Raw genomic sequence first — 24,203 nt, 5'->3', positions numbered from 1 at the left:
GGGGTCTTGGACCAACATCACGCCAACCAAATCGTTCCACCAAGGTTCAAGGTTTCCTGTCACTACCCGTTTACCTGCTTTCAGAAACGTCCTACCAATGCTGCAACTGCGAAAGGACGTGCCATGACCGACTTTACCAAAATCCTGATTGCCAACCGCGGCGAAATCGCCATCCGCATTATGCGGGCCGCTAATGAGATGGGGAAAAAGACGGTCGCGGTCTTTGCAGAAGAAGACAAACTAGGCCTGCACCGCTTTAAGGCCGATGAAGCCTATCGCATCGGCGAAGACCTTGGTCCTGTTGCTGCCTATCTGTCGATTGATGAAATCATCCGTGTCGCCAAAATGTCCGGCGCCGACGCGATCCACCCCGGCTATGGCCTGCTGTCCGAAAACCCTGATTTCGTGGATGCATGTGCCGCTAACGGCATCACCTTCATTGGCCCAAAGGCCGAAACCATGCGCGCCTTGGGCGACAAAGCCAGCGCGCGGCGCGTGGCGATTGAAGCAGGCGTGCCCGTTATCCCGGCGACCGAGGTCCTGGGCGATGACATGAAAGCGATTAAGAAAGAGGCCGCCGAAGTTGGTTATCCGCTGATGCTGAAAGCCTCATGGGGTGGCGGCGGTCGTGGCATGCGCCCGATCATGTCAGAGGATGAGCTGGAAGAAAAAGTCCTCGAAGGTCGCCGCGAGGCTGAGGCGGCATTCGGTAACGGCGAAGGTTATCTGGAAAAGATGATCATGCGCGCCCGCCACGTTGAGGTGCAAATCCTTGGCGACAGCCATGGCCAAATTTACCACCTGTGGGAACGCGATTGTTCCGTCCAACGCCGCAATCAAAAGGTGGTGGAACGCGCCCCTGCCCCGTATCTAAGCGGCACCCAGCGCGAACAGCTGTGTAATTTGGGCAAGAAAATCTGCCAGCACGTGAACTATGAATGCGCGGGCACTGTCGAATTCCTCATGGATATGGACAGCGGTGAATTCTACTTCATCGAAGTGAACCCGCGTGTGCAGGTTGAGCACACGGTGACAGAAGAGGTCACCGGCATCGACATCGTGCGCGCCCAAATCCTGATCGCCGAGGGCAAATCACTGGTCGAGGCAACGGGCTGCGCGTCGCAATATGATGTCAAACTGGACGGTCATGCACTGCAATGCCGGGTCACGACCGAGGACCCGCAAAACAACTTTATCCCCGATTATGGCCGTATTCAGATGTACCGCTCGGCTACCGGCCCGGGCATCCGGTTGGACGGCGGCACCGCATATTCGGGCGCTGTCATTACCCGTTACTACGACAGTCTGCTGACCAAAGTGACCGCCCGCGCGCCGACACCTGAAATGGCGATTGCCCGGATGGATCGCGCCTTGCGCGAATTCCGTATTCGCGGTGTTTCAACCAACATCGCCTTCGTCGAAAATCTGCTGAAACACCCCGTGTTCCTGAACAACGAATACCATACCAAGTTCATTGACGAGACACCGGATCTTTTCAACTTTACCAAACGACGCGACCGGGCCACGAAAATCCTGACCTATATCGCGGATATCACTGTGAACGGGCATCCCGAAACAGCGGGTCGTCCGCGCCCTGCGGCGGACGTGAAACCACCGCGTCCACCCGTCAAGCCCACGACTGACGTTACCCCCGGTACCCGCAATATCCTTGACCAATTCGGGCCCGAGGCCGTCGCCGACTGGATGCGCGACCAAAAGCAACTGCTGATCACCGACACGACAATGCGCGACGGGCACCAATCGCTGCTGGCCACGCGGATGCGGTCCATTGATATGATTAACGCGGCACCTGCCTACGCGGCCAAGATGCATCAGTTGTTCAGCGTGGAATGCTGGGGCGGTGCCACGTTTGATGTGGCCTATCGTTTCTTGCAGGAATGCCCATGGCAGCGCCTGCGCGATATCCGCGCCGTGATGCCCAATATCATGACGCAAATGTTGCTGCGCGCCTCAAATGGCGTCGGTTACACCAATTATCCCGACAACGTGGTGCAAAGCTTTGTGGCGCAGGCCGCCAATTCTGGCGTTGACGTCTTCCGCGTCTTTGACAGCCTCAATTGGGTTGAAAACATGCGCGTTGCGATGGACGCGGTGATCAAGGCCGAAAAGGTCTGCGAAGGCACGATCTGCTACACGGGTGACCTGATGGACCCGAACCGGTCAAAGTACGATCTGAAGTACTATGTCGACATGGCCAAAGAGCTTGAGGCGGCAGGCGCGCACGTTCTGGGCCTAAAGGATATGGCAGGGTTGATGAAACCCGCTGCTGCAACTGCGTTGGTCAAGGCCTTGAAGGAAGAGACAAATCTACCGATCCATTTCCACACCCATGATACATCCGGGGCTGCGATTGCGACAGTCCTCGCAGCCTCTGCTGCCGGGGTCGATTGCGTGGATAGCGCGATGGACGCGCTGTCTGGCAATACGTCACAGCCCACTTTGGGGTCTATCGTCGAAGCGCTGCGCGGTGACGCCCGTGACACCGGGCTGGACATCGCGGCGATCCGCGAGATCAGCAATTACTTTGAACAGGTGCGCGCCCATTACGCAGCTTTCGAATCCGGTCTTCAAGCGCCAGCATCAGAGGTCTACCTGCACGAAATGCCCGGCGGGCAATTCACCAACCTCAAAGCGCAGGCAAGATCACTGGGTCTGGAAGAACGCTGGCACGAGGTCGCGCAAACCTATGCCGACGTGAACGCCATGTTCGGCGATATCGTCAAGGTCACGCCATCATCCAAAGTTGTCGGCGATATGGCCTTGATGATGGTCAGTCAAAACCTCACCCGTGCCCAGGTCGAAGACCCAAAGGTTGACGTGGTCTTTCCCGACAGCGTGATCGACATGATGCATGGCGACTTGGGCCAACCACCCGGCGGTTGGCCAAAAGCAATCCAGAAGAAAATCCTCAAGGGTGAAAAGCCAAAAACAGACCGGCCTGGCAAGCATCTGGCGGCTGTCGATCTGGAAGCGGCGCGCGCTGATCTATCCGCGCAACTGGACGGCAAAACAATTGATGACGAAGATCTTAACGGCTACCTGATGTATCCTAAAGTCTTCCTTGATTATGCGGGGCGGCACCGGACCTATGGTCCTGTGCGCACGCTGCCCACACGGACATTCTTTTATGGAATGGAGCCGGGTGAAGAGATTGTCGCCGAAATTGACCCCGGCAAAACGCTGGAAATTCGCATGCAGGCCGTTGCCGATATGAACGAAGATGGCGAGGTCAAAGTCTTCTTTGAACTCAATGGTCAACCGCGCACAATTCGCGTGATGAACCGGTTGGCTGCTGCCGAAAAAATCTCGCGTCCCAAGGCGGAAGACGGCAACGCCAGCCATATCGGCGCACCCATGCCGGGTGTCGTGGCCACGGTTGCGGCGATGGCAGGCAAAGAGGTGAAAGAAGGCGACTTGCTGCTGACCATCGAAGCAATGAAGATGGAAACAGGCATCCACGCCGAACGCGATGCTGTGGTAAAGGCCGTGCATGTGCAAGCCGGTGGCCAGATCGACGCCAAGGACCTGCTGGTCGAGTTGGAGTGACACAGCACCTTGCCTTGATCGCTATTGTGGTTCCGGATTACGACGCCGGAATCGCATTTTTTGTGGGTCAAATGGGGTTCACGCTGTTTGAGGATACCGCACTGGAGAATGGCAAGCGTTGGGTCCGCGTGGGTCCGCCGGGCGCACAAACGGCGTTCTTGCTCGCCAAGGCAGTTGGCACCGAACAGGTTGCAGCGATTGGTCAACAAGGCGGTGGTCGTGTTTGGCTGTTTTTGCAAACTGATGATTTCGCACGCGATTATGCGGCGATGACGGCAAAGGGTGTCACCTTTGAAGAAGCGCCGCGCGACGAACCTTATGGTACAGTGGCCGTATTCCGTGATCCTTTCGGAAACAGGTGGGATCTGATCCAGTTCAGGAATTGACGTGACGCAGAGGACGATCTGCCGTTTGTGCCTCCAAATTTGCACAAAGGGTAAAAGAACCCCTGCGCTGGATTTCTCCGTCTATTCCTTTAGGGCTCTCACCATCGCGATAACCGCGCACCCCGATGCTGCTATCGCGGTACAGTGCTTGATCGGCGCAACGATCATGGCAACTTATTGGGCTTACATACACATGTATCAAACCATGTCGGCCAATACTACGGCGCGCCATTGATCGCCTTCAAGCCTCTTGCCACCAAGGCATTGTGAACCTGATCAACAAACTTTGGGGCTTCCGACAAAACACCGAGCCTCTATAGATTGAGCCCACTTGCATAAGGGTCGCCGATTATGCGCAACACTAATGTGCGTGTCGGCGTTCGGGTTGCACGCGAATACAGAACCCCCACTGTAACGGCCATCACGTCAAAATAGAAAAACGCGCGTTCAAGCGATTTTGGTCTTGCAGAACAGCACAACTCTTTATAGATCACGGCTCACGAATTGGCGCGCGGGCGTAGCTCAGGGGTAGAGCGAAACCTTGCCAAGGTTTAGGTCGTGAGTTCGAATCTCATCGCCCGCTCCAATTCAAAAAACCAAAAGGCCGCAGCGATCGCTGCGGCCTTTTGGTTTTTTGCATGGCGCCCAATCGCTGCGCACCGTGAACGGTTTGGCAAGATCGCCCCTAACCAGCTTTTGCTGCAAAAGACTGCGGCGGCTGCACCTGCTGGGGCGGGATGGGTCTACGGAACAAGGCCGCAACTTCGGCACTCACAGCATCTTCAACATGTTCCAGCATCACGTCTTTGGTCAGTGTCGCAGCATCGCCATCACGGATAACGTCCGCCACCCTTTCAAGCGTAATTCGGTTATCAGCCGCCGCAATTTCCGCCATTGCAGGCGCGGCAAATGACACATCAGCAAAACAAGGCACGCCACTATCGCTGTCATCGTCAGGGGGTGACATATCATTTGCGGCCAGGATCAGGGTATCCATTTCAACAGGTTCCATATCCTCTGCCGCGTCAGCGGCGGTGTTCTGTGCCACCCGGGCCGACGTCACCTCAATACTACTGACAGCTGATAGGGCCAACTTGCCCAATAAATCAGGCGCCGTATCGGCACCCGCCAACCCATAAAGACACGGGATCAGATCATACAGATCATCAGTTTCATCCGCCCCCCGATCGGTCAGCAAAATCGCACTGAGGTAAGGGTTTTTCCGCTCACCTGACAGCGCTATGGCATGGGTCAGTTGCCCTTCAATCCGTTCGTCCATCACCAACAGATCAATCGTATCCACCCGGATCAGCGCATGCGCCACCGCTTGGGTATCGACCGACAGGATCTGAAACCCCTTGTCGATCAACGCACGGGCGGTTTTGACGGATGCATTGGCATCGGCGCGTAGAATAAGGGCTTTCATCGGATTCTCCTGATTATGGGCAGCTTGGGGCCACCATAAGAATCAACTCCTTAAATTTTGTTGAAAATGTCACAGGCTGTTTTCGAGAGGCTTGGCCCCTGCCCCGGTTCCCCCTATAGAGCGGGGGCAACACCAAGGGACGCCGGACAAATGCGGACATCGACGATCACACGCAAAACAGCCGAGACGGATATCACCGTCACCATCAACCTTGATGGCACCGGCACCTACGACAACCAAACCGGCGTGGGGTTCTTTGACCACATGCTGGATCAACTGTCGCGCCATGCGCTGATTGACATGACAATCCGTGCGGCGGGTGACCTGCACATCGATGATCACCACACGGTCGAGGATGTGGGTATAGCACTGGGTCAGGCCTTGACCGAAGCGTTGGGCGACAAGCGCGGTATCCGCCGCTACGGTAGCTGCCACTTGGCCATGGATGACGCCCAAGTGCGTTGCGCGCTCGACCTGTCAGCGCGCCCTTACCTGATCTGCAACCTTGATCTGCCCTTCGGCAAGATCGGGACGTTTGACACCGAACTGGTACGCGAGTTCTTTCAAGCGCTCAGCACCCATGGCGGCATCACGTTGCACATCGACAAACTGCATGGCTTTAACGCGCACCACATTGCCGAGGCTGCGTTCAAAGCGGTCGCGCGTGCCTTGCGTGAAGCGGTCGAAACCGATCCGCGCAAGGCTGACGAGATCCCATCGACCAAAGGCAGCCTATGACTACGGTTCTTGTCGATTACGACAGCGGCAACTTGCATTCGGCGCAAAAAGCGTTTGAGCGGATGGCCGCAGAGGTGGGATCAGGGTCCATCATCGTGACCTCTGACCCTGATGTCGTGTCCAAGGCCGACCGGATCGTGCTGCCTGGCGACGGAGCCTTTCCGCATTGCCGGGCTGAACTGTTCGCGCGCACAGGCTTAGCCGAGGCGATTGTTGAGGCTGTGACGACCCGCGCACGGCCCTTCTTTGGAATATGCGTGGGTATGCAGATGATGGCGACCACCGGGCATGAATACGAAGAAACGCCGGGATTTGATTGGGTTGCTGGCGATATACGCAAAATCGCGCCCTCTGACCCGGCGATGAAAGTGCCCCACATGGGCTGGAATGATCTGGTGATCGATAACCCGCACCCTGTATTGGACGGGGTTGGCACAGGCGACCACGCCTACTTCGTCCACTCTTACGCGATGGACGTGACCAACCCTGCCGAACGCTTGGCGCATGTCGACTATGGTGGCGAGGTGACCGCGATCATCGGGCGCGACACCATGATTGGCACACAGTTCCACCCTGAAAAAAGCCAGGATGCCGGATTGCGTATGATCGGCAACTTCTTGCGCTGGACACCTTAAACCCGCAAGCCGCTGATATTGAATAGCAAAGCAGGTCCGGCAATTGTCAATCTAGCGTCAGCGATGCATTGATCCCATCGGTCATCTGGTCAGACTTGGCCAAGAGTGTTTCTATGCTGGCATAACAACAAAACGTCACCGCGCCACGCAAGAGCGCCACGAGAGAGCAGAAACCATGTTGAACCGTCGCCACTTCCTTATTGTCGCCGCAGGTGCACTCGCCGCCTGTGGACGCCGCCGTGATACGCCAACCGCCAGCCGCCGCACCTCCGATATCCCGCTTTACCCTAACGAAACGCCTGAACTACGCCGCCTGATCAACAAATATGCCGATGTGCATGGGATCCCTGTCACCTTGCTGCACCGCGTTATCATCCGCGAAAGCACGCACCGGCCGGGCGCACGCAACGGCCCCTATTATGGGCTGATGCAAATCCTGCCTGAAACGGCGCGGACGATGGGGTATCGCGGTTCACCCGAAGGGTTACTGGATGCAGAAACAAACCTGACTTACGCAGGACGATATCTGCGCGGGGCTTGGCTGATTTCTGATGGTGATGAACAAACGGCTGTAAACTGGTATGCGCGCGGGTACTATTTTGAAGCAAAACGGCGCGGGATGCTGGTTGAAACAGGATTGCGATCTGGCTGAAGCCCGCGTCTGCGGTGCGATGGTGTCACTGGTGTGGCACGGACTTGCACCAGTACCTATCCGCGATATTCTGGCGTGAAAAGGAGCCCTGACCAGTGTTCAGCGACAAACGGACAACGATCGCAATTGTCGTTACCTTGCTGTTCCTGGTCCTTGGCTTGGTGACAGTATTCAACGAGCCTTTGCAATCGCGACTTGTTGCCGTCTTCGTTGCTGAGTTGGGAGCTTTCAGATCAACTGTCGCGGTGTTCTTAGGTGCCGCCATCCTTGGAATAGTCATTGTCAGCTTGCCCGATAAAAGCAAGACACCGCCAAACGTGCCGCCTTGGCCCCATGCATATTCCCAAGGTGGTGACCTCGGCGGCGCAAAGAACGCTCAGGGCCAGCGTGATATCAAAACGACATCATCGGCCAGAGATACTGGTATTTCAACAACAGGCGATGGTGGGGCCGGTGGTAACGACGGCGGTGACAGCTGAACCTGTGCGTTGTCACTCAATAGAACACTGTCAGTAACTGAAAACTGACCTTTATTCTTTTTGCCGCAAAACGTCTGCCGCCATATCATCGCACAGGCGACACAACCTGATTAAGGGCAGCTTTCACCGCTACAGTCGAACAAAGCGGCGTTGACCCGGATCGCGCCCATATTGGGAACTTCCATGATGTAAGACCCATCTTCGACACCGACCAACTTGCCTTCTATCGCCGTCGCACCATTAGTCAGCACAACATCACCACCGAACTGGGATTGCGATCCGGTCAACGGGCATCCGTCGCCTGAACAGATTGCACCATCCACGTTCAAACGCAATTCACCAAGATTGGTCGCAAGGACATATTGATCATTGGCAATTTCAATCAATTGGCCTGTCACGGCGACCGAACCATCCGTAGTGGTGAAGGTCAGCTGTGGGCCGGTCGAAACAAACCGCATTGCGGCCGGGCAGGCCTGACCGATGCATGACAGACCTTCAACAGGAATTGTGACCAGCCCAACGGAACCTTTCAGCAAAACGACCTGATCATTTGCTTCGATAAGTTCACCGCTGATACCGTCGCCATCATCATACTTAAGCGTAACCATACGCGCTTCTTGTGCCACAGCAGACCCAGCGATGGTGACAAGCATGGCCACCACAAAGCAGCACTGACGGGCGAACCGCAGCCCCAGAGTAGCGACGCGATGAGGCTGCGGTGCGAATTGCATGATATTTTCCATAACTTAAATCGAACGCGATGTGGGCAGAAAGGCTACGCGGCTCACCAAAGGTGCAATGCTGCGGCGTCTGACCTCTCGCCGTACTTTTATATAAATCAAGACACCCATCCGACGGGTCAGATGGGTGTCCCAGTGGTCATGCAAGACTTTACAGGTTTGCCTTGCGGAACTCTGTCATGTGACGACGCACGGTCTGAAACCACACACCCGAAGCTTTGATGTTTTCCAAACCGTTGTTGACCGTATCAAGAATGGCTTCGTTACGCGGATGTGTTTTGGCGATAACGGCGTGCAAAACGTCAACAAAGGTCAGTGCTTCGTGCATCTGAACGTTTGATGCAGCGTTCAATGCGCTGATCCGACCGTCCGCGACGTCAACGGCAACCAATGCAATGTCAGCTTGACCGTCAATCAGATAGTCGATGCAGTCAGCCGCAGTCGGCGCACGCACGATAGTGATTGCCGGGGCCACAAGCTCAACCTCTTCAAGAGGGGCCAGTGTAAACGCCTCTGCGCGACAAATGCTTTTGCCGATCAGTTCTGCGTGGTCGGCAAAAACCGGATCGCTGGACAGGCTGTAATAGCCCAGCACTTCTTCATAAAGCGGCGCACTGAAGTCGAGGTTGTTGCAGCGGAACTGGGATTCGTCTTCCAGCTTGTCGATGATATCGCAGTTTGGCTGGCTCCAACCGATGCTGATGTCATAGGCGTGATCCACGATCAGCGGGTTCAGGTGCGCACCATCGTCATTGATAAAGTCGATCTGGTACGCAGGATTTCCATCAGCGTTTTCCAACGCGAGGTTGATAATCTCGGTCAGCAGACCGCCCTGCGCCTGATCTTCATTCATGAAGGGGGCCCAGCCTGTGGCCGTCAGAACGCGGATCGGCTTATCTTCGGCAGGCGCGGGCAATTGTTCTGTGGTCTGCACAGTGCGGATTACTGCGGTATTCGCAGCGGATTGTCCCAGATCACCATCAAGGCACGGGATAAACAGCACATCGCCCACGTTAATCAGGCCGGGGTTCGGGCCGATGACGTCTGCATTGGCGCTATAGATCAGGTTAAAGCTGCCCGTGTTGCCATATGCCGCGAGTGCAATGCTTGACAAAAAATCACCCGATTGCACGGTATAATCCTGCCCGCAGCTGATGCTTTGTGCCGAGGCAGCCGCCGCCGTAAGGCAGAGGCCAGTTGATAGGACGTAGGTTTGCAGATTGCGCATTGTATTCTATTGCCTTGCATTAATTGACTTGATGCTATTTTGGCTAAGATCGCTTTGTGGCAGAAGTGGGGAGCTTCATTGGCATTGACCTGACGTCGTCAACTTTGCGAAAATTCTATAGAAAGATTGTGCGACACATTTTTTCGGAACCCATACTATTCAGTAACAGCCAGATAGTGCGGACCCGAAAAAAAACGGCGGCATAGGAAAGTCACACATAAGAAAGGCCCCTGCATCGCAGAGGCCCTCTTTTTATATCTTGGAACGTGGGCTTTTACCCGACGCGCACCCAGTTCTGGCTGGAACATAACAGGCCGCCAGCAACACAGCCACGCAGGCGCAAAGCGTTCCCGCTCACATCCATCTTACCGATGTAGATTTTGTTATTGGACGGACGCCAGACTGATCCTTCGTATGCACCGCCACCTTGGGGCACCATGTCGATTACCAGTGTCTTACCGATATTTTCGGACTGGAATTCGCCATCAGCGTTGAAGGTGCGGCTGATCACGCCGCAAACCGCCGCGCCACATGGGGCGATTGTGATATGGGCATAGGCGCCGTCATCTACTTCGGTCTGCCACACACCAAGCGCTGCGTCCTGTGCAGAAGCCACCGTTGCAAAGGCAAACAACGATGCCGCCAAAATCAGAAATCGTTTCATACTCATTTCCTCCCTGAGTTCCTCGGGCAGAGCATGCGCGCCCGATGTGCCCGCAATCAAGTAAGACGTTGGGTCAAAGCCCCGCGTTGCAATCCGATACGCACCATGCATAAACGCAGAGAAACGCAAAAGGTGCCTGCCCCATGATCCTCTATCCTGCCATTGATCTTAAAGACGGAAACGCAGTGCGATTGGTACATGGCGACATGGATCAGACGACTGTTTTTAATGATGATCCGGCAGCACAAGCAAAAGACTTCGTCGCGGCGGGTTGCGAATGGTTGCACCTTGTGGACCTCAACGGTGCCTTCGCCGGCGCGCCCGTGAACGCCGCCCCGGTTGAAGCGATCCTCAAGGCCTGCCCCGTGCCAGCACAACTTGGCGGTGGTATCCGCGATATGGCCACGATTGAGCAGTGGTTGGACAAAGGCCTTGCCCGCGTCATCCTTGGCACGGTCGCGGTTGAAGACCCCGATCTGGTGCGCGCGGCGGCCAAGGCTTTTCCCGGTCAGGTGGCCGTGGGCCTGGATGCGCGTAACGGGCGCGTCGCAACGCGCGGCTGGGCTGAGGAAACCGATGTGATGGTCACCGATCTGGCAAAGTCGTTCGAGGACGCAGGGATCGCCGCCATTATTTATACCGACATCCTGCGCGACGGGGCGATGAAGGGGCCGAATATTGATGCGACCGCTGATTTGGCCCGCGCGGTGGATATCCCTGTCATTGCCTCTGGTGGGGTATCGTCAATGGATGATCTAACAGCGCTCCAGCAAACCGGTGTTATCTCTGGTGTAATCTCTGGCCGTGCGCTTTATGACGGGGCCATTGATCTGGCGGCAGCACTGGCGCAACTGAAGGGGTAAGCTTTGGGCAATCCGGTTAGTAAAATCACGCTTCCCATGGCCAGTGCCTTGCACAATCAGCGCGTAGCGGGTGATTTTTTGGATTGCTACAGCGTGGCTTCTGATTTGCCACCGCGGCGCGCTGCGGAAATCATCACAGCCTTTCCCGGATGGGCACAATTTCTGCTGGTGATCCGCCAAATCGTGACAGCGCCTTTCGGGCTTAGCCAAGACGGACCAGAGGCCGCAGACAAACTGGGCCCCTTCCCTGTGCAATCAGAAACAGAAACCGAAGTGATCGCAGGGTTCGACGACAAACATCTGAACTTTCTGGTGTCAGTCTTGTCGCATGAGGGGCAAATCAGTCTGGCGACATGGGTCGCCCCTCATAATGTCGGCGGCCGGATCTATCTGGCCGCGATCATGCCGTTTCACATCGCGATTGCGCGCAATGCGTTGGCAAGGGTGGCGCGCGCCTAGTTCGCGCTCATCGCCTTGTCGGTCAGCATATTCAGCGCGCCATTGATCTTGCCGATCACCTCGGCATCCGGCGCGATATCCAGCCCCTCCAACAACTCTTCTGCGGGGGTCCATGTCATCTGCGTATTGCCGTCTGCGTCTGTGTACGCCAGCACCTGCAAAGGCAGGACAAGACCAGCGCGAATATCCTGCTCCATCGCAAGGGTTCCCAAGGCGGGGTTTCCAAAGATCAGCAATGTGGCATCCGGGATCGACTTGTCAACACTTTGCGCACCGGCTGCGTGATCCACGCGGGCAAAGACCGTGGCACCTGCCCCGTTCACCGCGGCCTCAAGACCATCGATTGTTGCAGCGACAGAAAGCGGCGAGCGTTTCATCATATTTTCGGCCCATAAGGGTGCGGCGCAAAGCCCGATCAAGGCGGCAGTAATGGCAAGTTTCATTTGATAGCTCCCATGTTTCCAGTGGCCCCAGCTAACGACGATCTGCGCGCACGCACCACCCCACCCCTTCCCATTTCTCGTGATTCCGCCTAGAGATCACGCCATGTTGAAGACACGGATCATTCCCTGCCTTGATGTCGCTGAAGGGCGCGTCGTGAAAGGCGTGAATTTTGTCGATCTGATTGATGCAGGCGACCCGGTCGATGCGGCCATCGCATACAATGCAGCAGGCGCTGATGAGCTGTGTTTTCTGGACATCATGGCGACGCAGGAAAACCGCGGCACAATGTTCGATCTGGCCACGCGGACGGCTGAGCAATGCTTTATGCCGCTGACCATCGGTGGTGGGGTACGCACGCACCACGACGTGCGCGATTTGCTGTTGGCTGGGGCAGATAAGGTCAGCTTCAACTCTGCCGCTGTGGCGAACCCCGATGTTGTGGCAGAGGCCGCAATGCGCTTTGGTTCGCAATGCATCGTCGTGGCAATTGACGCGAAAACCGTGGCCCCCGGCAAATGGGAAATTTTTACCCACGGCGGGCGGCGCGAAACTGGCATTGACGCTGTGGATTTCGCCAAGACGGTTGTGGCAAAAGGGGCCGGTGAAATCCTGCTGACCTCTATGGACCGCGATGGGACCAAGGCAGGCTTTAATCTGCCACTGACCCGTGCGATCTCAGACGCGGTTGATGTGCCGGTGATCGCCTCTGGCGGTGTTGGCACCTTGGATCACTTGGTCGAAGGCGTCACCGAAGGCGGGGCATCCGCCGTCCTTGCCGCTTCAATCTTTCACTTTGGCACCTACACCATCGGCGAAGCCAAAGCGCACATGGCCGCCGCCGGTATTCCCGTGAGGATGACATGACCCTGAACGAGCTGGCCAAGACCATTGCGTCCCGCAAAAATGCTGATCCTGAAAGCAGTTGGACGGCAAAGCTATTGTCGCAAGGGCCTGAAAAATGCGCCGAAAAATTCGGGGAAGAGGCGATTGAGGCCATTATCGAAGCAGTCAAAGGCGACAAGGAACGGCTGACCGGTGAAGCGGCGGATGTGCTGTATCATCTACTTGTGATGTTGGCGGCGCGGGACGTTGCGCTGGATGATGTGCTCAAAACCCTTGAGGCGCGTCAAGGCATATCCGGCATCGCGGAAAAAGCCGGGCGCGCCTAATCCGGCTTTGCGCCTTTCACCCAGCCTAGAATACGAGACGAGCGCACGTCCTCTTTTTGTTTGCGCTGCCGCTCTGCCTCCAAGGCCGCATGTTTTGCCAACCTTGCCTGCTTGGCCAGCCGCGCCTCTTCCGCGCGGCGGGCTGCCTCTTGGGCGGCAGCCCGCTCTGCTTCGCGGCGCTTGCGCTCTGCTACCTCAACAGTCTCACGATTAAATTCCTCAACCCACTCTGGACGATAGCGTTCTGAACGCTGCGGGGCTGAGGTTTTGGGCGCGACAACCGGTTCCGCTGATATCACCGGGGTCACGTGTTTGTTTGTTTCCTCGATCAGTTCGCTGATCGTTTTTGTAAGGTGCTTATTTTCGGGAAACTGAACCTTCTTGGGTTTCTTGCTTTCTTGTGCAATCAGCGCCAGCCAGTCTTTGGCGGATTGAATCCGATCTTTGGGTGGAACGCTCATCGCTTTGTCGATGGCCTCCAGGAATGCCGGTTCATATTGCGGAAAATTCCCGGACAACGGCTCATACGGGTCATCATTCAGATCTGCGAGGGCAGCAACACGGGTCTGGCTGACCGGTGGTGCCTTGCCAGAAATCAAATGATACATCGTGGCCGCCAGCGCATACAGATCGCTGCATGGGCCCTGAATGCCGCCAGAAACATAAAATTCGTGCGGAGAATACCCGTCTTTCACCACAAGCATGGTCGACACGGCGCCGGTCTTTTGACTTGCATCTTCACGTGCAGCACCAAAATCAATCAGCGCCGGTGTGCCCCACTTATCCAGCAGGATGTTATCGGGTGAAATATCGCGGTGCAGCAGGTCATTGCTGTGTACCAGATCAATCGCATCCAACACCTTCAGCAGAATATCGCGGATCTGATCAGGCTTGAGTGTGTCATTATCATCTTCAATCGCATCCAGCAGATCACGACCTTCGAACAGGTCCAAAACCATATAGGCGGTGCCGTTCTCTTCGAACGCCTGATGAACGCTGACAATATTGGGGTGGCGCAAGCGGGCAAGGCTGCGGGCCTCGCGCATGAACATGTCAACAATTTTGCGATACTGCGCCTCATGGCTGGGCGCATTTACGGTGACGCGATTGCCAAAGCGCATGCAAATCGATTCAGGAAAACATTCCTTGATGACGACAGCGCGCTCAAGAAACGTATCTTGGGCGATATAGGTGATCCCGAATCCACCAGCACCGATCTGACGATCGATTTTGAACTTGCCACCAAGCAACTCCAAATTCGCGGGCAACCCCTGACCTTGCTGGTCATAGGTTTGCGAAGCGTCGATAATACGTGTCTCTTGCATTGATTATCCATGGTTGAGCGAACAACGGGGAAAACAAACACTGTTACGGGAACCTGTAATTATACATATGGTTACGTTTACAAAGTCAAATGCCAAGCGTCTTCAATTTGATACGTATGGAATCGGTTTGTGCAGCAACAATTCATGAATGTGCGACAATTGTGCCTTTGTTGTGGCACGCCGCCATTTTTTTATGAACAGCGCAGCTAAGGTGCTAATTTCGAAGATATAATCCCGGTCGCAAAGCCGCCCATGCGCAATTCCGAAAATAGCCGCTGGTATTCGATTTTGGGACATCGATCCTGAATGACATCAACACCCCGCGCCTCTGCCTGCGCTTCTGCTGCAGCATTCATGACGCCAATTTGCATCCAGATTGTCTGCAATTTAGGCCATCGGGCCAAAGCGGCAGTCACAATCGGCGGTACCGCCTCTGAACGGCGAAAGATATCGACCATATCGACATCATCAGGGATGTCGCTGACATCACCATAGACAGTTTCGCCAAGCAGTATCTGCCCCGCCAAACCGGGGTTGACCGGGATCACGCGATATCCTTTTAGCCCCAGATAACGGGCCACAAAATAGCTGGGCCGGATTTGATTGGCTGACACACCCACAATCGCAACTGTTTTGGTGCGTTCAAGAATGGTGCGAAGATGGTTATCTGAATACTGCATGACGCAACCCTACCCCGCAAATCACCGATAAAAAAGCGCCCGGTCAACCCGGGCGCCAGTTGCGGAACTGAGGGACAGTGAGTAAGCGCGCAGGTTCCGAAACGCGCGCTTATGAAGTTTATGTAAGAAGGCAGACGGGGTGCAAAAAGACATCTCAGCAAAACGTGAAGGCATGTGTCCTGAGCATCAAAGACCTTCAGCAGCTTGCGTTTGACCAATGGGTATCAGCTTGAGCCACGTATCGGGCTGGATCGCCTTTCCATGCCGTCATAGCATAGACTGATCGCGCTAAATATAAGCGCCCCTCATGGATCGCCCATGCCTCTGGCACGGTTTCGGATATGCCACCGCGTGCCATCGTGACCGCACAAAATCCGCCGTATCGTGGGGCATATCGGTGGGGATTGCGTTCAAAAGCAGCCATCGTATCAGGCGATGCAAAACGCCAGATCGCATTGCGCCAGCCCAAAAGATGACGGTCAATGCCGGCGATGGGTTCGCCTTCGGCAAAATAGCTGACCGGATCAACACCATGAATAGCCACGCCCCCGCTGCCAAATATACAAGGTTGCTTGGCCACGGCAGGTGCCGCCATAAAAGGCACGATAGCCAGACCGCCGACAAAAGCGCGACGGTTCAGCATGACAGGGTGAAAAGAGTATAAATCATGCAGCACAATCTGCGTGCAAGCGGCGTGCTTGCCTACCCCCCTCGCACAGGCGTGAAGGGCAGTGATGCAGCGCTAGTCGAAAATCTCTTCCACGACATCTTCGACAACATCCCAAATTTCGGACATCACGCGGCGACCAAAACCCTTGGATTTCTTGCGCTTTTTAGGGCGTTCCTTGCGATACTCGGGGTATTTTTCAACGCGCTTACGCTTGGTTGGGCGGGCTGGCGTCGCGTCAGGCACATGTGCACGTCCGGGTTGTTTTGGTAACATTTTCAAGGCGCGCAACGGCGCACCACAGTTACTACACGCCAGTTCATGCTTGTCTTTGCCACGCAGAACAAGTGCTGCTTTGGTGCCGCAATAACAGCAGGTCGCGATTTTTGTGGCACCCATGGGTCTTGTCCTAAAATTCAGCCTTTAACAGCATATAGGGCAACTGCGGCCGCATTTGAGACGTTGAGCGAACCAAATCCAGCCGCCGCGTCGATTTTGACCAATTCATTGCAAGTTTCGCGGGTCTTTTCACGCAAGCCAGGCCCCTCGGCCCCCATGACCAAGGCTACGGGACGGTCCCGTTTGCCTTCAACAGCCGCTTCAACTGTAAGGTCTGCCTCGCCATCCAAGCCCAGCACCAGATACCCCATGCCTTTCAACGCTTCCATTGCATCCGCAAGATTGCGCACGCGCAAATAAGGCTGACGCTCCAACGCGCCACTTGCGGTTTTTGCCAAAGCACCGGTTTCGGGCGCGGAATGACGCTGCACAGCCACAACAGCGCGTGCGCCAAAAACCTCAGCGGAGCGCAGGATCGCACCTACGTTGTGCGGATCGGTCACACGGTCCAGCAATACGATGCGCGGCGGCATCGGCCCGTCGCCCAGTGCAACATCTTCAAGGCTACCCCAATCCAGCGGTTTCACCTCCAAGGCGGCCCCTTGGTGCACAGATTGCGGATCAAGGGGGGCTGCAAACTTGCGCGGATCAGAAATCTCGGGTTCCATCCCGCTTTGTGCCACCGCATCCCCCAATCGTTCCAACGCGTTGCGGGTTACAACCAAACGCAGCTTTTGGCGGGCCGGGTTTTCCAGCGCATCACGCACCGCATGCAGACCAAACAACCAGACAGTTTCCTGCGCCGCCTGCCGCTTCGCTTGCTCTTTCGCGATCACCCACTTTGGCTTTTTCATCTGCGTTCCAACCTTTGCTGTCCTGCAGGCGATACCCGACAATTCGCAAGGTGTGAAGTGCTGCACATGATTGGCCATTTTTGCAGTTGACGCACCCTTGCACCGCGGGTAGTCAACCCGTCAGTGGGCGACAGGCCGCAAGGTGTGGCAGGGGACTGTAACTCCCTCGAGGCGACTCACGCCTGGTTCGATTCCAGGGTCGCCCACCATTCTACTTTACATACTGTTTTATGGTCTTGGGGTGCTACAGCGCATTAAGCGCCAAAGGGCCATGGTGAGCCTGCCCTTTCTTGCGTCCGACCCGGCTGCGCGTTTACAACGCTACAACTGGTTTTTGATCGGAACACCCATGGCTGCGTCGGCACCCAAGACACCGCATTTCAACATCATGATCGTTGGCCAAGGTGGACGGTTGGAATATGAGGCACTGTTGTTTGCGGCCTCTTTGCGGGCCTATGCCCCCAAGTTTCGCGGTCAACTATATGTGGCAGAGCCCCAGCCCGGCCCCCTGTGGGAGAATGATCCAACCATGTCTGTGCAGGTGAAAGACCACCTTGCCAGCTTGGGTGCGCAAGTGGTTCCGTTTGAAACAAAGCATTTCGGCAGCACGTACCCGCAAGGCAACAAGATCGAAGGGCTGCAAATCCTTCCCGAAAACGAACCCTTTGTGTTCTTTGACACCGACACCCTGATTACCGATGAGCTTGCTGATGTTCCTTTCGACTTCAACCACCCTGCTGCGTCAATGCAGCGAGAGGGCACGTGGCCTGTAGAAGAGCTGTATTGGCCTGGCTACACCGCAATTTGGAAATCACTTTATGACAAGTTCGGGCTGACGTTTGAAACCTCGCTCGATATGTCGCAACCGGATGAATACTGGGAGCGCTACCTGTATTTTAACGCGGGCTGGTTCTGCGGGGCGGACCCGGCAGCCTTTGGCGCGCGCTTTACGGAATACGCCGTCGGCATACGGGATGATCCACCAAAAGAACTCGTGATCCAACCCCTTAACCCGTGGCTAGATCAAGTTGCCTTGCCGCTGGTTATTCATGGGTTGGGCGGCGGGCGGCCTGCAACCGGGTTAGGGCTTGATGGCGCGGTTAGCTATCACTACCGCATGCTGCCACTGTTTTATGCAACGGCCACAGATGCCCAAGTGGCCAAGTTGGAAGATGTCACCGCGCCCAACAAACTGAAAAAATTGCTTAAGCTGCATGAGCCCTTCAAACGCATGGTTTATCAAGGACGCGGACACAAAGTGCGCGCGCTTTTTGATCGTGATAATCTGCCCCGCCATGAACGGGCGATCAGAAACAAAATTAAATCAGCCGGGTTCTGGATGCGATAAGCTTATAGACAGACGACATTCCAGCGGCACCGTCAGACGGAACCTGCTTTGCCCCAAGACCAAGTGATATTTTCCGTGCGAACGTCTAACGCCGCCAGGCGGTGTCTTACCAAAATTTCCACCACGCGTTTTTCGAAATTTTGAACCGCATGATTGGAATATTCGCCGGATCGCACACCCAGTCGTCAGGGTGCCCTTCAAACTGAAAACCCAAAGTGGCAAGAAGCGCCTCTTCTGACAGTTCCAGGGGGTGAAATGGCAATGGATATGGCGCGTCATCTTCAAACGCGTCTTCAATGGCGCGGGCGCCATCCCAAAATGGCACTTCAAAAGGTAGCTTGGCGCCAACATCTTCCTGAATGCCCCCATCGGGCGAAACACTTAGCGCGCGCGCTAACTCTCCATCTTTCCACAATGCAAAGGCGCACCAATCGACAGCCGAATGGGTGGCATGAACATAGGTTTTTGACCCAAAATCAGGGTTGCGCCAGTGTCCGCCGACCTTGGACGGATAATCACCGCTAAGATCGTCATGCGCAACAATTTTAAGATCGCCATAGACCCCGACAAATATCTCTTTTTTGTCAGGGTTCAGGAAATCCAAAGTTCCATCAGCCGCTTCTTCTAAATTCACGTCCGGCAGGACCTTATGTGCCAGCGCAATAGACGCATCCCGGTCAAGCTGTGGGGCATTTGCCAACGTATCTTTCGGGTCGTTATCGTAATAAGCGGCAAACCATGCTTTTGCTCCCATCAGGGCGTCTCCATATGCTGGCGTTGGGTTATCGGCGTAATCTGGTTCGCGCGCTATCCGCTGTCAATGCGAACCCTGTTCGGACATGCGCCTTTAAGTCGTGGCGAACACCCCGCTGATATCCGCATACCCTTTCACCTCAATCGGGTTTCCCGAAGGATCACGGAAAAACATTGTCCATTGTTCGCCCGGTTCACCCTTGAAGCGCACAGAGGGCGCGATGATGAAATCAGTTTGCCGCTCTTCCAGCCGCCCGGCCAATGCTGTCCAATCATCCAGCGGCAGCACGATACCAAAATGGGGCATCGGCACCATGTGATCGCCAACCTTACCGGTCGGTTCGTTGGCAAACGGTGTGCCAAGATGCAAGCTCAATTGATGCCCAAAGAAGTCAAAGTCCACCCATGTGTCGGTTGACCGCCCTTCGGACGCGCCCAGCGCACCGGCATAAAATTCGCGGGCTTCATCAAGGTCCGTGACATGAAAGGCAAGATGGAAGGGAACCGGCATGGTAATGTCCTTTATCAAAGCAGGGCTGCATCACAGTTTCTAACCCTGTGCCATTCAAATTCAATGGCCACGACCCTGACAAAAGAAAAGAGGCCGCAGCTTTCGCCAGCGGCCTCTCTCACTTTATGCAAGACGGATCAGTGTTTGAACTTCTTGATCTCACCTGACTTCAGGCGTGATGCGTAAGAATTCAATTCTTTGCGCACCACCTTCATCAGGAAATACAGGCAGAAGATGTTGACCACCGCCATCGCAAAGATCGCCGCATCAGAGAAATCGATGACAGGACCAAGGCTGGCCGCCGCACCGATCACAATGAAGATGCAAAAGATGATCTTGAAGATCAGCTCGGTCGTTTTGCCTTCGCCAAACAGATACGTCCAGGCCTTCAGCCCGTAATACGACCAAGAGATCATGGTCGAGAAGGCAAACAGGATCACCGCGATGGCCAATACAAACGGGAACCAGCTGATCGCTGATCCAAACGCCGCCGATGTCAAAGCAACACCACCAGTATCGCCCACCGTTGCGATGGCCGTGCCTGCGTCGTTCAGCATGTAAAGGCCAGTTGCTTCGTCGATGATCAACTGTTGCGAGATGATGATGACCAAAGCGGTCATCGTGCAGATCACAACTGTGTCGATCAATGGTTCGAGCAAGGACACAAACCCTTCGGTGATCGGCTCTTTCGTTTTCACGGCAGAGTGTGCAATCGCCGCAGACCCCACGCCTGCTTCGTTCGAAAATGCCGCACGCTTGAACCCTTGGATCAGCGCACCAACGAAACCGCCAGCGACACCCAGCCCAGTGAAAGCACCGGCAAAGATTTGACCAAAGGCCCACCCAATCATGTCGTAGTTCACGATCAGAACGACAATCGCTGCACCAACGTAAAGGATGCCCATGAATGGCACGATCTTTTCAGTCACCTTGGCGATGGATTTGATACCGCCGACGATGACCAAAAACACGACAGCGGCAAACACAAGGCCCGTAATCCAGCCCGGAAAATCACCCGTGATCTGCGTGATCTGCGCATGCGCCTGATTGGCTTGGAACATGTTCCCACCGCCCAGCGCACCAAGAATACAGAAGATCGAGAACATGACAGCAAGGATCTTGCCGCCCGGCAAACCCAGCTCATCAAACCCTTTTGAGATATAGTACATCGGACCACCGGACACGGTGCCATCAGGGTATTCATTGCGATACTTCACACCCAGCGTACATTCGGTGAACTTGGACGCCATGCCCAGCAGACCTGCAAGGATCATCCAGAATGTAGCCCCTGGTCCGCCAATCCCGACCGCCACGGCAACACCTGCGATGTTACCAAGACCAACGGTGCCTGACAGGGCCGTTGCAAGCGCCTGAAAATGGCTGACCTCGCCCGCATCGTTCGGGTCGGAATAGTCACCTTTGACCAAGCTGACCGCATGCCCGAAAAACCGGAACTGGACCGCGGCAAAATAGATGGTGAAAACGGTGGCACCAATCACCAGCCACATCACGATCCAAGGAAAGCTTGTGCCCGGAATGGCCATAAAGATGAAGTTGACGAACCAACCTGTAGCATTTGCGAATATTTCGTTCACGCGTGCGTCCAAAGACGCGGCAACCTCTTGCGCCTGCGCCGGCATTGCCAAGGCAAGATAGGCGATGATCGCCAAAAATATGGAGTGTAACTTTTTCATATGACCCGCTCCTTATGCGACAACAGTGACAGGAACGCGGGCGTTCATGACAAGGTTTGCGGTTGAACTGCCAAACAGGCGCGACGTCAGGCCGCCAGCACTTGAACGGGCAACAACGATCTGCGACGCCCCTTCGGCATGGGCAATCTCATCAATCGTGTCGGCGACATCGCCATGCCGCACAATTGCGCGCGCGGAAAGTCCGGCTTCTTTGAGCGACGTCACGGCTGGGTCAACGACCCGCTCCATTGCGACGGCGATTTCTTCTTCGCGCCGCTTATGGCGCTGCGCATTCTCCTCTGCCGTCTGGAAAGAAAACGGCGACCATTCGATCACATAAACGACGATCAGCTCACAGGTTTCGCTGTGCGACGCTATGCTCTTGGCAAATTCAAGGGCTTTTTCCCCCGAACCATGGCCATCAAGTCCGATAACTAGTTTCATGATTTCGTCCCTATTGTTTTAGTCTTTTGACTATTTTTTGGTAATCAACAGGCGCTTGAACGCGTCTTTCTTAGACAACCTGAGATTACGCTAGCGAAGGAAATTGCACCGGTCCAATGGTTTGTCTGATCGGAAAAAGGCCAAAATCCGCTGGGTTTGACCGTCTTTGCTTGGCGGAATTGCAAGAAATTTGCACAGTTGCTGTGAAAAGCGCCTTATGCATTGAAGCAAGCTTTCGTTGATTTTCACATGTTCCGACCCATGCTTTTCATCATCCACAGGAGAGGATTTTCAATAATGACAAGATTTTCGTATATTTCGTTTGCACTTTCAGTTGGTCTTGCAGGACCTTTGGTGGCGCAACAGGCGGCAGATACTGTCGCGCCCGAAGCGGAAAGCAACCTGTCCGCTTTTGCCACAGTATCCCAGGCTGCACAGGCCGCGTTGGCCGCCAAACAGGCAGGCACGCCCGTCACAGCGGAAAACTGGATGGTCGCTGCCGCAAACCCAGTGGCTGTTGAGGCCGGTGCAGCCGTGCTGCGTGAAGGCGGCACAGCGGCAGACGCAATGGTCGCAGTGCAGGCGGTGCTGGGTTTGGTCGAACCGCAATCCTCTGGTCTGGGCGGTGGCGCGTTTCTGGTCTGGTATGATGCGACATCAGGCGAAGTGACCACGTTGGATGGCCGCGAAACCGCACCTTTGGCGGTCACGCCAACGCTGTTTCAAACTGAAGAAGGTGAACCGATGGGGTTCTGGGATGCCGTTGTCGGGGGCCGATCAGTTGGCACCCCAGGCACACCGATGTTGATGGAAGAGGCGCACGCGCGCTGGGGTCTTGCGGAATGGGGTGGTTTGTTCACCCCCGCAATTTCTTTGGCCGAAGATGGGTTCACGGTATCAGAGCGCCTTGCCAGTTCCATCGCAGGGGGCGCGGAGCGGCTGCAAACCTTTTCACGCACCGCCGACTATTTCTTTCCCGGCGGCGAAGCGCTGCAAGCCGGCGACACGCTGGTGAACGCCGATTACGCCAATACGCTGCGTCTGATTGCAGCGCATGGTAGCGACGCCTTCTACGAAGGGCCGATTGCTGATGATATCGTCGCCACTGTCCGCACAGCAGCAGGCAACCCCGGCGTACTGACTGCGACCGATCTGGAAATCTACGAGGTGATTGAACGCGACCCGGTCTGCGTCCCTTACAGAACGATGGAGGTTTGTGGGATGGGCCCGCCCTCTTCTGGCGCGCTGACCGTTGGACAAATCCTTGGCATGCTGGACCGCTACGACCTTGCCGAAATGGGACCCGAGAATGCTGACACTTGGCGGTTGATCGGCGATGCCTCGCGTTTGGCCTTTGCCGACCGGGGGCGTTACATGGCGGATAGTGATTTCGTCCCAATGCCAACCGAAGGGTTAACAGCCAGCACCTATCTTGATGAGCGCGCAGCGTTGCTTAACACTGATGCAGCGTTGGCAGAAGTCGCACCGGGATCGCCCGAATGGGATCATGCAATGCTTCTCGCCGATGACATCTCGCTGGAATTGCCATCGACATCTCATATCTCGATCGTTGACCAGTACGGAAACGCGCTGTCGATGACCACAACCATCGAAAACGGCTTTGGATCGCGTTTGATGGTGCGTGGGTTCCTTCTGAATAATGAGTTAACCGATTTCTCATTCCGCACCCACACCGATGGCATTCCAATCGCCAATCGGATCGAACCCGGCAAACGCCCGCGGTCATCCATGTCGCCCACAATCGTGCTTGAAGATGGCGCACCCAGCCTTGTTATCGGCTCCCCCGGTGGCAGCCGGATTATTGGCTATGTGGCACAGGCCATCGTGGCCCATGTGGATTGGGGCATAGATGTGCAACAAGCCGTGTCGATGCCGCATCTGGTGAACCGCTTTGGCACCTATGATCTGGAAGAAGGCACTGACGCCACCGGCTTTGAGGGGGCGCTGACAGAACTGGGGTTTGAAGTGAACGTGCGCGGTCTGAACTCTGGCCTTCACGCCATTGCGATTGGCGACACGCTGAGCGGCGGGGCCGATCCGCGGCGCGAAGGCATTGCCTTGGGCGAGTAACAAACCGCGACAGCACTGCATCCGCAGTGCTGTCGCCACCAGTCACC

General features: G+C 55.5%; 26 protein-coding genes and 2 tRNA genes. 14 read left to right on the top strand and 14 right to left on the bottom strand.

Annotation, left to right across the window (positions count from 1 at the left end):
• Window positions 1–123: 123 nt before the first annotated feature.
• The 3 genes from RCCS2_RS10785 (at window position 124) to RCCS2_RS10770 (ending at window position 4,539) form a co-directional block, all read left to right on the top strand.
• Window positions 124–3,567 (top strand): pyruvate carboxylase, encoded by a 3,444-nt coding sequence (locus tag RCCS2_RS10785; RefSeq protein ID WP_008234105.1) that lies wholly within the window; start codon window positions 124–126, stop codon window positions 3,565–3,567.
• Window positions 3,564–3,953, top strand: a complete 390-nt coding sequence (locus RCCS2_RS10780; RefSeq protein ID WP_008234104.1) for a VOC family protein — start codon at window positions 3,564–3,566, stop codon at window positions 3,951–3,953. The genes RCCS2_RS10785 and RCCS2_RS10780 overlap by 4 nt, the downstream gene beginning before the upstream one ends.
• 511 nt (window positions 3,954–4,464) lie before the next feature.
• Window positions 4,465–4,539 (top strand) — tRNA-Gly (locus RCCS2_RS10770).
• Between the two features lie 99 nt (window positions 4,540–4,638).
• Here the strand turns inward: RCCS2_RS10770 and RCCS2_RS10765 are convergent.
• Window positions 4,639–5,379: a hypothetical protein gene (locus RCCS2_RS10765; protein WP_008234102.1), complete on the bottom strand. Its 741-nt coding sequence runs from the start codon at window positions 5,377–5,379 to the stop codon at window positions 4,639–4,641.
• A gap of 150 nt (window positions 5,380–5,529) precedes the next feature.
• On the opposite strand from RCCS2_RS10765, the gene hisB reads away from it, so the two are divergent.
• The 4 genes from hisB to RCCS2_RS17930 all read left to right on the top strand — a co-directional run bounded on the left by hisB (window position 5,530) and on the right by RCCS2_RS17930 (window position 7,883).
• On the top strand, window positions 5,530–6,117 hold the full coding sequence (gene hisB / locus RCCS2_RS10760; protein WP_008234101.1) for an imidazoleglycerol-phosphate dehydratase HisB: 588 nt from the start codon (window positions 5,530–5,532) through the stop codon (window positions 6,115–6,117).
• On the top strand, window positions 6,114–6,752 hold the full coding sequence (hisH, locus tag RCCS2_RS10755) for an imidazole glycerol phosphate synthase subunit HisH (protein WP_008234100.1): 639 nt from the start codon (window positions 6,114–6,116) through the stop codon (window positions 6,750–6,752). The genes hisB and hisH overlap by 4 nt, the downstream gene beginning before the upstream one ends.
• Before the next feature lie 175 nt (window positions 6,753–6,927).
• Window positions 6,928–7,404 carry a lytic transglycosylase domain-containing protein gene (locus RCCS2_RS10750; protein WP_008234099.1) on the top strand — a complete coding sequence of 159 codons (477 nt, stop codon included), beginning with the start codon at window positions 6,928–6,930 and terminating at the stop codon, window positions 7,402–7,404.
• Window positions 7,405–7,499: 95 nt separating this feature from the next.
• Window positions 7,500–7,883, top strand: coding sequence for a hypothetical protein (locus tag RCCS2_RS17930; RefSeq protein ID WP_008234098.1), 384 nt, complete (start codon window positions 7,500–7,502; stop codon window positions 7,881–7,883).
• Between the two features lie 110 nt (window positions 7,884–7,993).
• Here the strand turns inward: RCCS2_RS17930 and RCCS2_RS10740 are convergent, their stop codons facing one another.
• From RCCS2_RS10740 to RCCS2_RS10730, 3 genes are all read right to left on the bottom strand, one after another.
• Entirely contained in the window at window positions 7,994–8,614 is a 621-nt protein-coding gene (locus RCCS2_RS10740; protein WP_156788502.1) for a hypothetical protein, read from the bottom strand.
• A 160-nt stretch (window positions 8,615–8,774) separates the two neighbouring features.
• Window positions 8,775–9,851 (bottom strand): LysM peptidoglycan-binding domain-containing protein, encoded by a 1,077-nt coding sequence (locus tag RCCS2_RS10735; RefSeq protein ID WP_008234096.1) that lies wholly within the window; start codon window positions 9,849–9,851, stop codon window positions 8,775–8,777.
• A 274-nt stretch (window positions 9,852–10,125) separates the two neighbouring features.
• Window positions 10,126–10,515 (bottom strand): DUF2147 domain-containing protein, encoded by a 390-nt coding sequence (locus RCCS2_RS10730; protein WP_050770803.1) that lies wholly within the window; start codon window positions 10,513–10,515, stop codon window positions 10,126–10,128.
• A gap of 143 nt (window positions 10,516–10,658) precedes the next feature.
• Between RCCS2_RS10730 and hisA the strand changes: the two genes are divergently transcribed.
• Together hisA and RCCS2_RS10720 are read left to right on the top strand one after the other, a co-directional pair.
• Window positions 10,659–11,378 (top strand): 1-(5-phosphoribosyl)-5-[(5-phosphoribosylamino)methylideneamino]imidazole-4-carboxamide isomerase, encoded by a 720-nt coding sequence (gene hisA, locus RCCS2_RS10725; RefSeq protein ID WP_008234094.1) that lies wholly within the window; start codon window positions 10,659–10,661, stop codon window positions 11,376–11,378.
• A gap of 36 nt (window positions 11,379–11,414) precedes the next feature.
• Window positions 11,415–11,837 (top strand): DUF2867 domain-containing protein, encoded by a 423-nt coding sequence (locus RCCS2_RS10720; protein ID WP_008234093.1) that lies wholly within the window; start codon window positions 11,415–11,417, stop codon window positions 11,835–11,837.
• On the opposite strand, the gene RCCS2_RS10715 is transcribed toward RCCS2_RS10720, so the two are convergent.
• Complete coding sequence (locus RCCS2_RS10715) at window positions 11,834–12,280, bottom strand: DUF302 domain-containing protein (protein WP_008234092.1); 447 nt, start codon at window positions 12,278–12,280, stop codon at window positions 11,834–11,836. The genes RCCS2_RS10720 and RCCS2_RS10715 overlap by 4 nt on opposite strands.
• Before the next feature lie 103 nt (window positions 12,281–12,383).
• Between RCCS2_RS10715 and hisF the strand changes: the two genes are divergently transcribed.
• Both hisF and RCCS2_RS10705 read left to right on the top strand, forming a co-directional pair.
• Window positions 12,384–13,145 carry an imidazole glycerol phosphate synthase subunit HisF gene (gene hisF, locus RCCS2_RS10710; protein WP_008234091.1) on the top strand — a complete coding sequence of 254 codons (762 nt, stop codon included), beginning with the start codon at window positions 12,384–12,386 and terminating at the stop codon, window positions 13,143–13,145.
• A complete protein-coding gene (locus RCCS2_RS10705) occupies window positions 13,142–13,450 on the top strand; it encodes a phosphoribosyl-ATP diphosphatase (protein WP_008234089.1) in 309 nt (102 codons plus the stop codon). Before hisF ends, RCCS2_RS10705 begins: the two co-directional genes overlap by 4 nt.
• On the opposite strand, the gene RCCS2_RS10700 is transcribed toward RCCS2_RS10705, so the two are convergent.
• The 5 genes from RCCS2_RS10700 to rlmB form a co-directional block, all read right to left on the bottom strand.
• Window positions 13,447–14,775, bottom strand: a complete 1,329-nt coding sequence (locus tag RCCS2_RS10700; RefSeq protein ID WP_008234088.1) for a serine/threonine protein kinase — start codon at window positions 14,773–14,775, stop codon at window positions 13,447–13,449. The two genes, RCCS2_RS10705 and RCCS2_RS10700, sit on opposite strands and share 4 nt — an antisense overlap.
• 206 nt (window positions 14,776–14,981) lie before the next feature.
• A complete protein-coding gene (locus tag RCCS2_RS10695) occupies window positions 14,982–15,455 on the bottom strand; it encodes a CoA-binding protein (RefSeq protein WP_008234087.1) in 474 nt (157 codons plus the stop codon).
• Window positions 15,456–15,651: 196 nt separating this feature from the next.
• Entirely contained in the window at window positions 15,652–16,098 is a 447-nt protein-coding gene (locus tag RCCS2_RS10690) for a YHS domain-containing (seleno)protein (protein WP_008234086.1), read from the bottom strand.
• A 99-nt stretch (window positions 16,099–16,197) separates the two neighbouring features.
• Window positions 16,198–16,521, bottom strand: coding sequence for a hypothetical protein (locus tag RCCS2_RS10685; protein ID WP_008234085.1), 324 nt, complete (start codon window positions 16,519–16,521; stop codon window positions 16,198–16,200).
• A 17-nt stretch (window positions 16,522–16,538) separates the two neighbouring features.
• Window positions 16,539–17,315: a 23S rRNA (guanosine(2251)-2'-O)-methyltransferase RlmB gene (rlmB, locus tag RCCS2_RS10680; RefSeq protein WP_037294043.1), complete on the bottom strand. Its 777-nt coding sequence runs from the start codon at window positions 17,313–17,315 to the stop codon at window positions 16,539–16,541.
• A 125-nt stretch (window positions 17,316–17,440) separates the two neighbouring features.
• On the opposite strand from rlmB, the gene RCCS2_RS18380 reads away from it, so the two are divergent.
• Together RCCS2_RS18380 and RCCS2_RS10675 are read left to right on the top strand one after the other, a co-directional pair.
• Window positions 17,441–17,524: transfer RNA gene (locus RCCS2_RS18380), tRNA-Tyr, on the top strand.
• 140 nt (window positions 17,525–17,664) lie between these two features.
• Window positions 17,665–18,663, top strand: coding sequence for a hypothetical protein (locus RCCS2_RS10675; protein ID WP_037294042.1), 999 nt, complete (start codon window positions 17,665–17,667; stop codon window positions 18,661–18,663).
• 106 nt (window positions 18,664–18,769) lie between these two features.
• Here RCCS2_RS10675 and RCCS2_RS10670 read toward each other — a convergent pair whose 3' ends face one another.
• The 4 genes from RCCS2_RS10670 to RCCS2_RS10655 form a co-directional block, all read right to left on the bottom strand.
• Entirely contained in the window at window positions 18,770–19,417 is a 648-nt protein-coding gene (locus RCCS2_RS10670) for a DUF6928 family protein (protein ID WP_008234082.1), read from the bottom strand.
• Window positions 19,418–19,510: 93 nt separating this feature from the next.
• Window positions 19,511–19,927 carry a VOC family protein gene (locus RCCS2_RS10665; RefSeq protein WP_008234081.1) on the bottom strand — a complete coding sequence of 139 codons (417 nt, stop codon included), beginning with the start codon at window positions 19,925–19,927 and terminating at the stop codon, window positions 19,511–19,513.
• Window positions 19,928–20,064: 137 nt separating this feature from the next.
• A complete protein-coding gene (locus RCCS2_RS10660; RefSeq protein ID WP_008234080.1) occupies window positions 20,065–21,621 on the bottom strand; it encodes an alanine/glycine:cation symporter family protein in 1,557 nt (518 codons plus the stop codon).
• Window positions 21,622–21,633: 12 nt separating this feature from the next.
• Window positions 21,634–22,065 carry a universal stress protein gene (locus RCCS2_RS10655; protein WP_008234079.1) on the bottom strand — a complete coding sequence of 144 codons (432 nt, stop codon included), beginning with the start codon at window positions 22,063–22,065 and terminating at the stop codon, window positions 21,634–21,636.
• A 297-nt stretch (window positions 22,066–22,362) separates the two neighbouring features.
• On the opposite strand from RCCS2_RS10655, the gene ggt reads away from it, so the two are divergent.
• A complete protein-coding gene (gene ggt, locus RCCS2_RS10645; RefSeq protein WP_008234077.1) occupies window positions 22,363–24,156 on the top strand; it encodes a gamma-glutamyltransferase in 1,794 nt (597 codons plus the stop codon).
• The last annotated feature ends 47 nt before the right edge of the window (window positions 24,157–24,203 follow it).

The sequence above is a fragment of the Roseobacter sp. CCS2 genome (genome assembly GCF_000169435.1).
Taxonomy (GTDB): Bacteria; Pseudomonadota; Alphaproteobacteria; order Rhodobacterales; family Rhodobacteraceae; genus Yoonia.
This window is presented reverse-complemented; position numbering and strand designations above follow the sequence as displayed.

What these genes read in the sequence shown, in the direction of transcription:
- RCCS2_RS10785 (WP_008234105.1), top strand. Translation starts at nt 124, where the DNA reads ATGACCGACTTTACCAAAATCCTGATTGCCAACCGCGGCGAAATCGCC.
- RCCS2_RS10765 (WP_008234102.1), bottom strand. Translation starts at nt 5,379, where the DNA reads ATGAAAGCCCTTATTCTACGCGCCGATGCCAATGCATCCGTCAAAACC.
- hisB (WP_008234101.1), top strand. Translation starts at nt 5,530, where the DNA reads ATGCGGACATCGACGATCACACGCAAAACAGCCGAGACGGATATCACC.
- hisH (WP_008234100.1), top strand. Translation starts at nt 6,114, where the DNA reads ATGACTACGGTTCTTGTCGATTACGACAGCGGCAACTTGCATTCGGCG.
- RCCS2_RS10750 (WP_008234099.1), top strand. Translation starts at nt 6,928, where the DNA reads ATGTTGAACCGTCGCCACTTCCTTATTGTCGCCGCAGGTGCACTCGCC.
- RCCS2_RS10740 (WP_156788502.1), bottom strand. Translation starts at nt 8,614, where the DNA reads ATGCAATTCGCACCGCAGCCTCATCGCGTCGCTACTCTGGGGCTGCGG.
- RCCS2_RS10735 (WP_008234096.1), bottom strand. Translation starts at nt 9,851, where the DNA reads ATGCGCAATCTGCAAACCTACGTCCTATCAACTGGCCTCTGCCTTACG.
- RCCS2_RS10730 (WP_050770803.1), bottom strand. Translation starts at nt 10,515, where the DNA reads ATGAAACGATTTCTGATTTTGGCGGCATCGTTGTTTGCCTTTGCAACG.
- hisA (WP_008234094.1), top strand. Translation starts at nt 10,659, where the DNA reads ATGATCCTCTATCCTGCCATTGATCTTAAAGACGGAAACGCAGTGCGA.
- RCCS2_RS10720 (WP_008234093.1), top strand. Translation starts at nt 11,415, where the DNA reads ATGGCCAGTGCCTTGCACAATCAGCGCGTAGCGGGTGATTTTTTGGAT.
- RCCS2_RS10715 (WP_008234092.1), bottom strand. Translation starts at nt 12,280, where the DNA reads ATGAAACTTGCCATTACTGCCGCCTTGATCGGGCTTTGCGCCGCACCC.
- hisF (WP_008234091.1), top strand. Translation starts at nt 12,384, where the DNA reads ATGTTGAAGACACGGATCATTCCCTGCCTTGATGTCGCTGAAGGGCGC.
- RCCS2_RS10705 (WP_008234089.1), top strand. Translation starts at nt 13,142, where the DNA reads ATGACCCTGAACGAGCTGGCCAAGACCATTGCGTCCCGCAAAAATGCT.
- RCCS2_RS10700 (WP_008234088.1), bottom strand. Translation starts at nt 14,775, where the DNA reads ATGCAAGAGACACGTATTATCGACGCTTCGCAAACCTATGACCAGCAA.
- RCCS2_RS10695 (WP_008234087.1), bottom strand. Translation starts at nt 15,455, where the DNA reads ATGCAGTATTCAGATAACCATCTTCGCACCATTCTTGAACGCACCAAA.
- RCCS2_RS10690 (WP_008234086.1), bottom strand. Translation starts at nt 16,098, where the DNA reads ATGCTGAACCGTCGCGCTTTTGTCGGCGGTCTGGCTATCGTGCCTTTT.
- RCCS2_RS10685 (WP_008234085.1), bottom strand. Translation starts at nt 16,521, where the DNA reads ATGGGTGCCACAAAAATCGCGACCTGCTGTTATTGCGGCACCAAAGCA.
- rlmB (WP_037294043.1), bottom strand. Translation starts at nt 17,315, where the DNA reads ATGAAAAAGCCAAAGTGGGTGATCGCGAAAGAGCAAGCGAAGCGGCAG.
- RCCS2_RS10675 (WP_037294042.1), top strand. Translation starts at nt 17,665, where the DNA reads ATGGCTGCGTCGGCACCCAAGACACCGCATTTCAACATCATGATCGTT.
- RCCS2_RS10670 (WP_008234082.1), bottom strand. Translation starts at nt 19,417, where the DNA reads ATGGGAGCAAAAGCATGGTTTGCCGCTTATTACGATAACGACCCGAAA.
- RCCS2_RS10665 (WP_008234081.1), bottom strand. Translation starts at nt 19,927, where the DNA reads ATGCCGGTTCCCTTCCATCTTGCCTTTCATGTCACGGACCTTGATGAA.
- RCCS2_RS10660 (WP_008234080.1), bottom strand. Translation starts at nt 21,621, where the DNA reads ATGAAAAAGTTACACTCCATATTTTTGGCGATCATCGCCTATCTTGCC.
- RCCS2_RS10655 (WP_008234079.1), bottom strand. Translation starts at nt 22,065, where the DNA reads ATGAAACTAGTTATCGGACTTGATGGCCATGGTTCGGGGGAAAAAGCC.
- ggt (WP_008234077.1), top strand. Translation starts at nt 22,363, where the DNA reads ATGACAAGATTTTCGTATATTTCGTTTGCACTTTCAGTTGGTCTTGCA.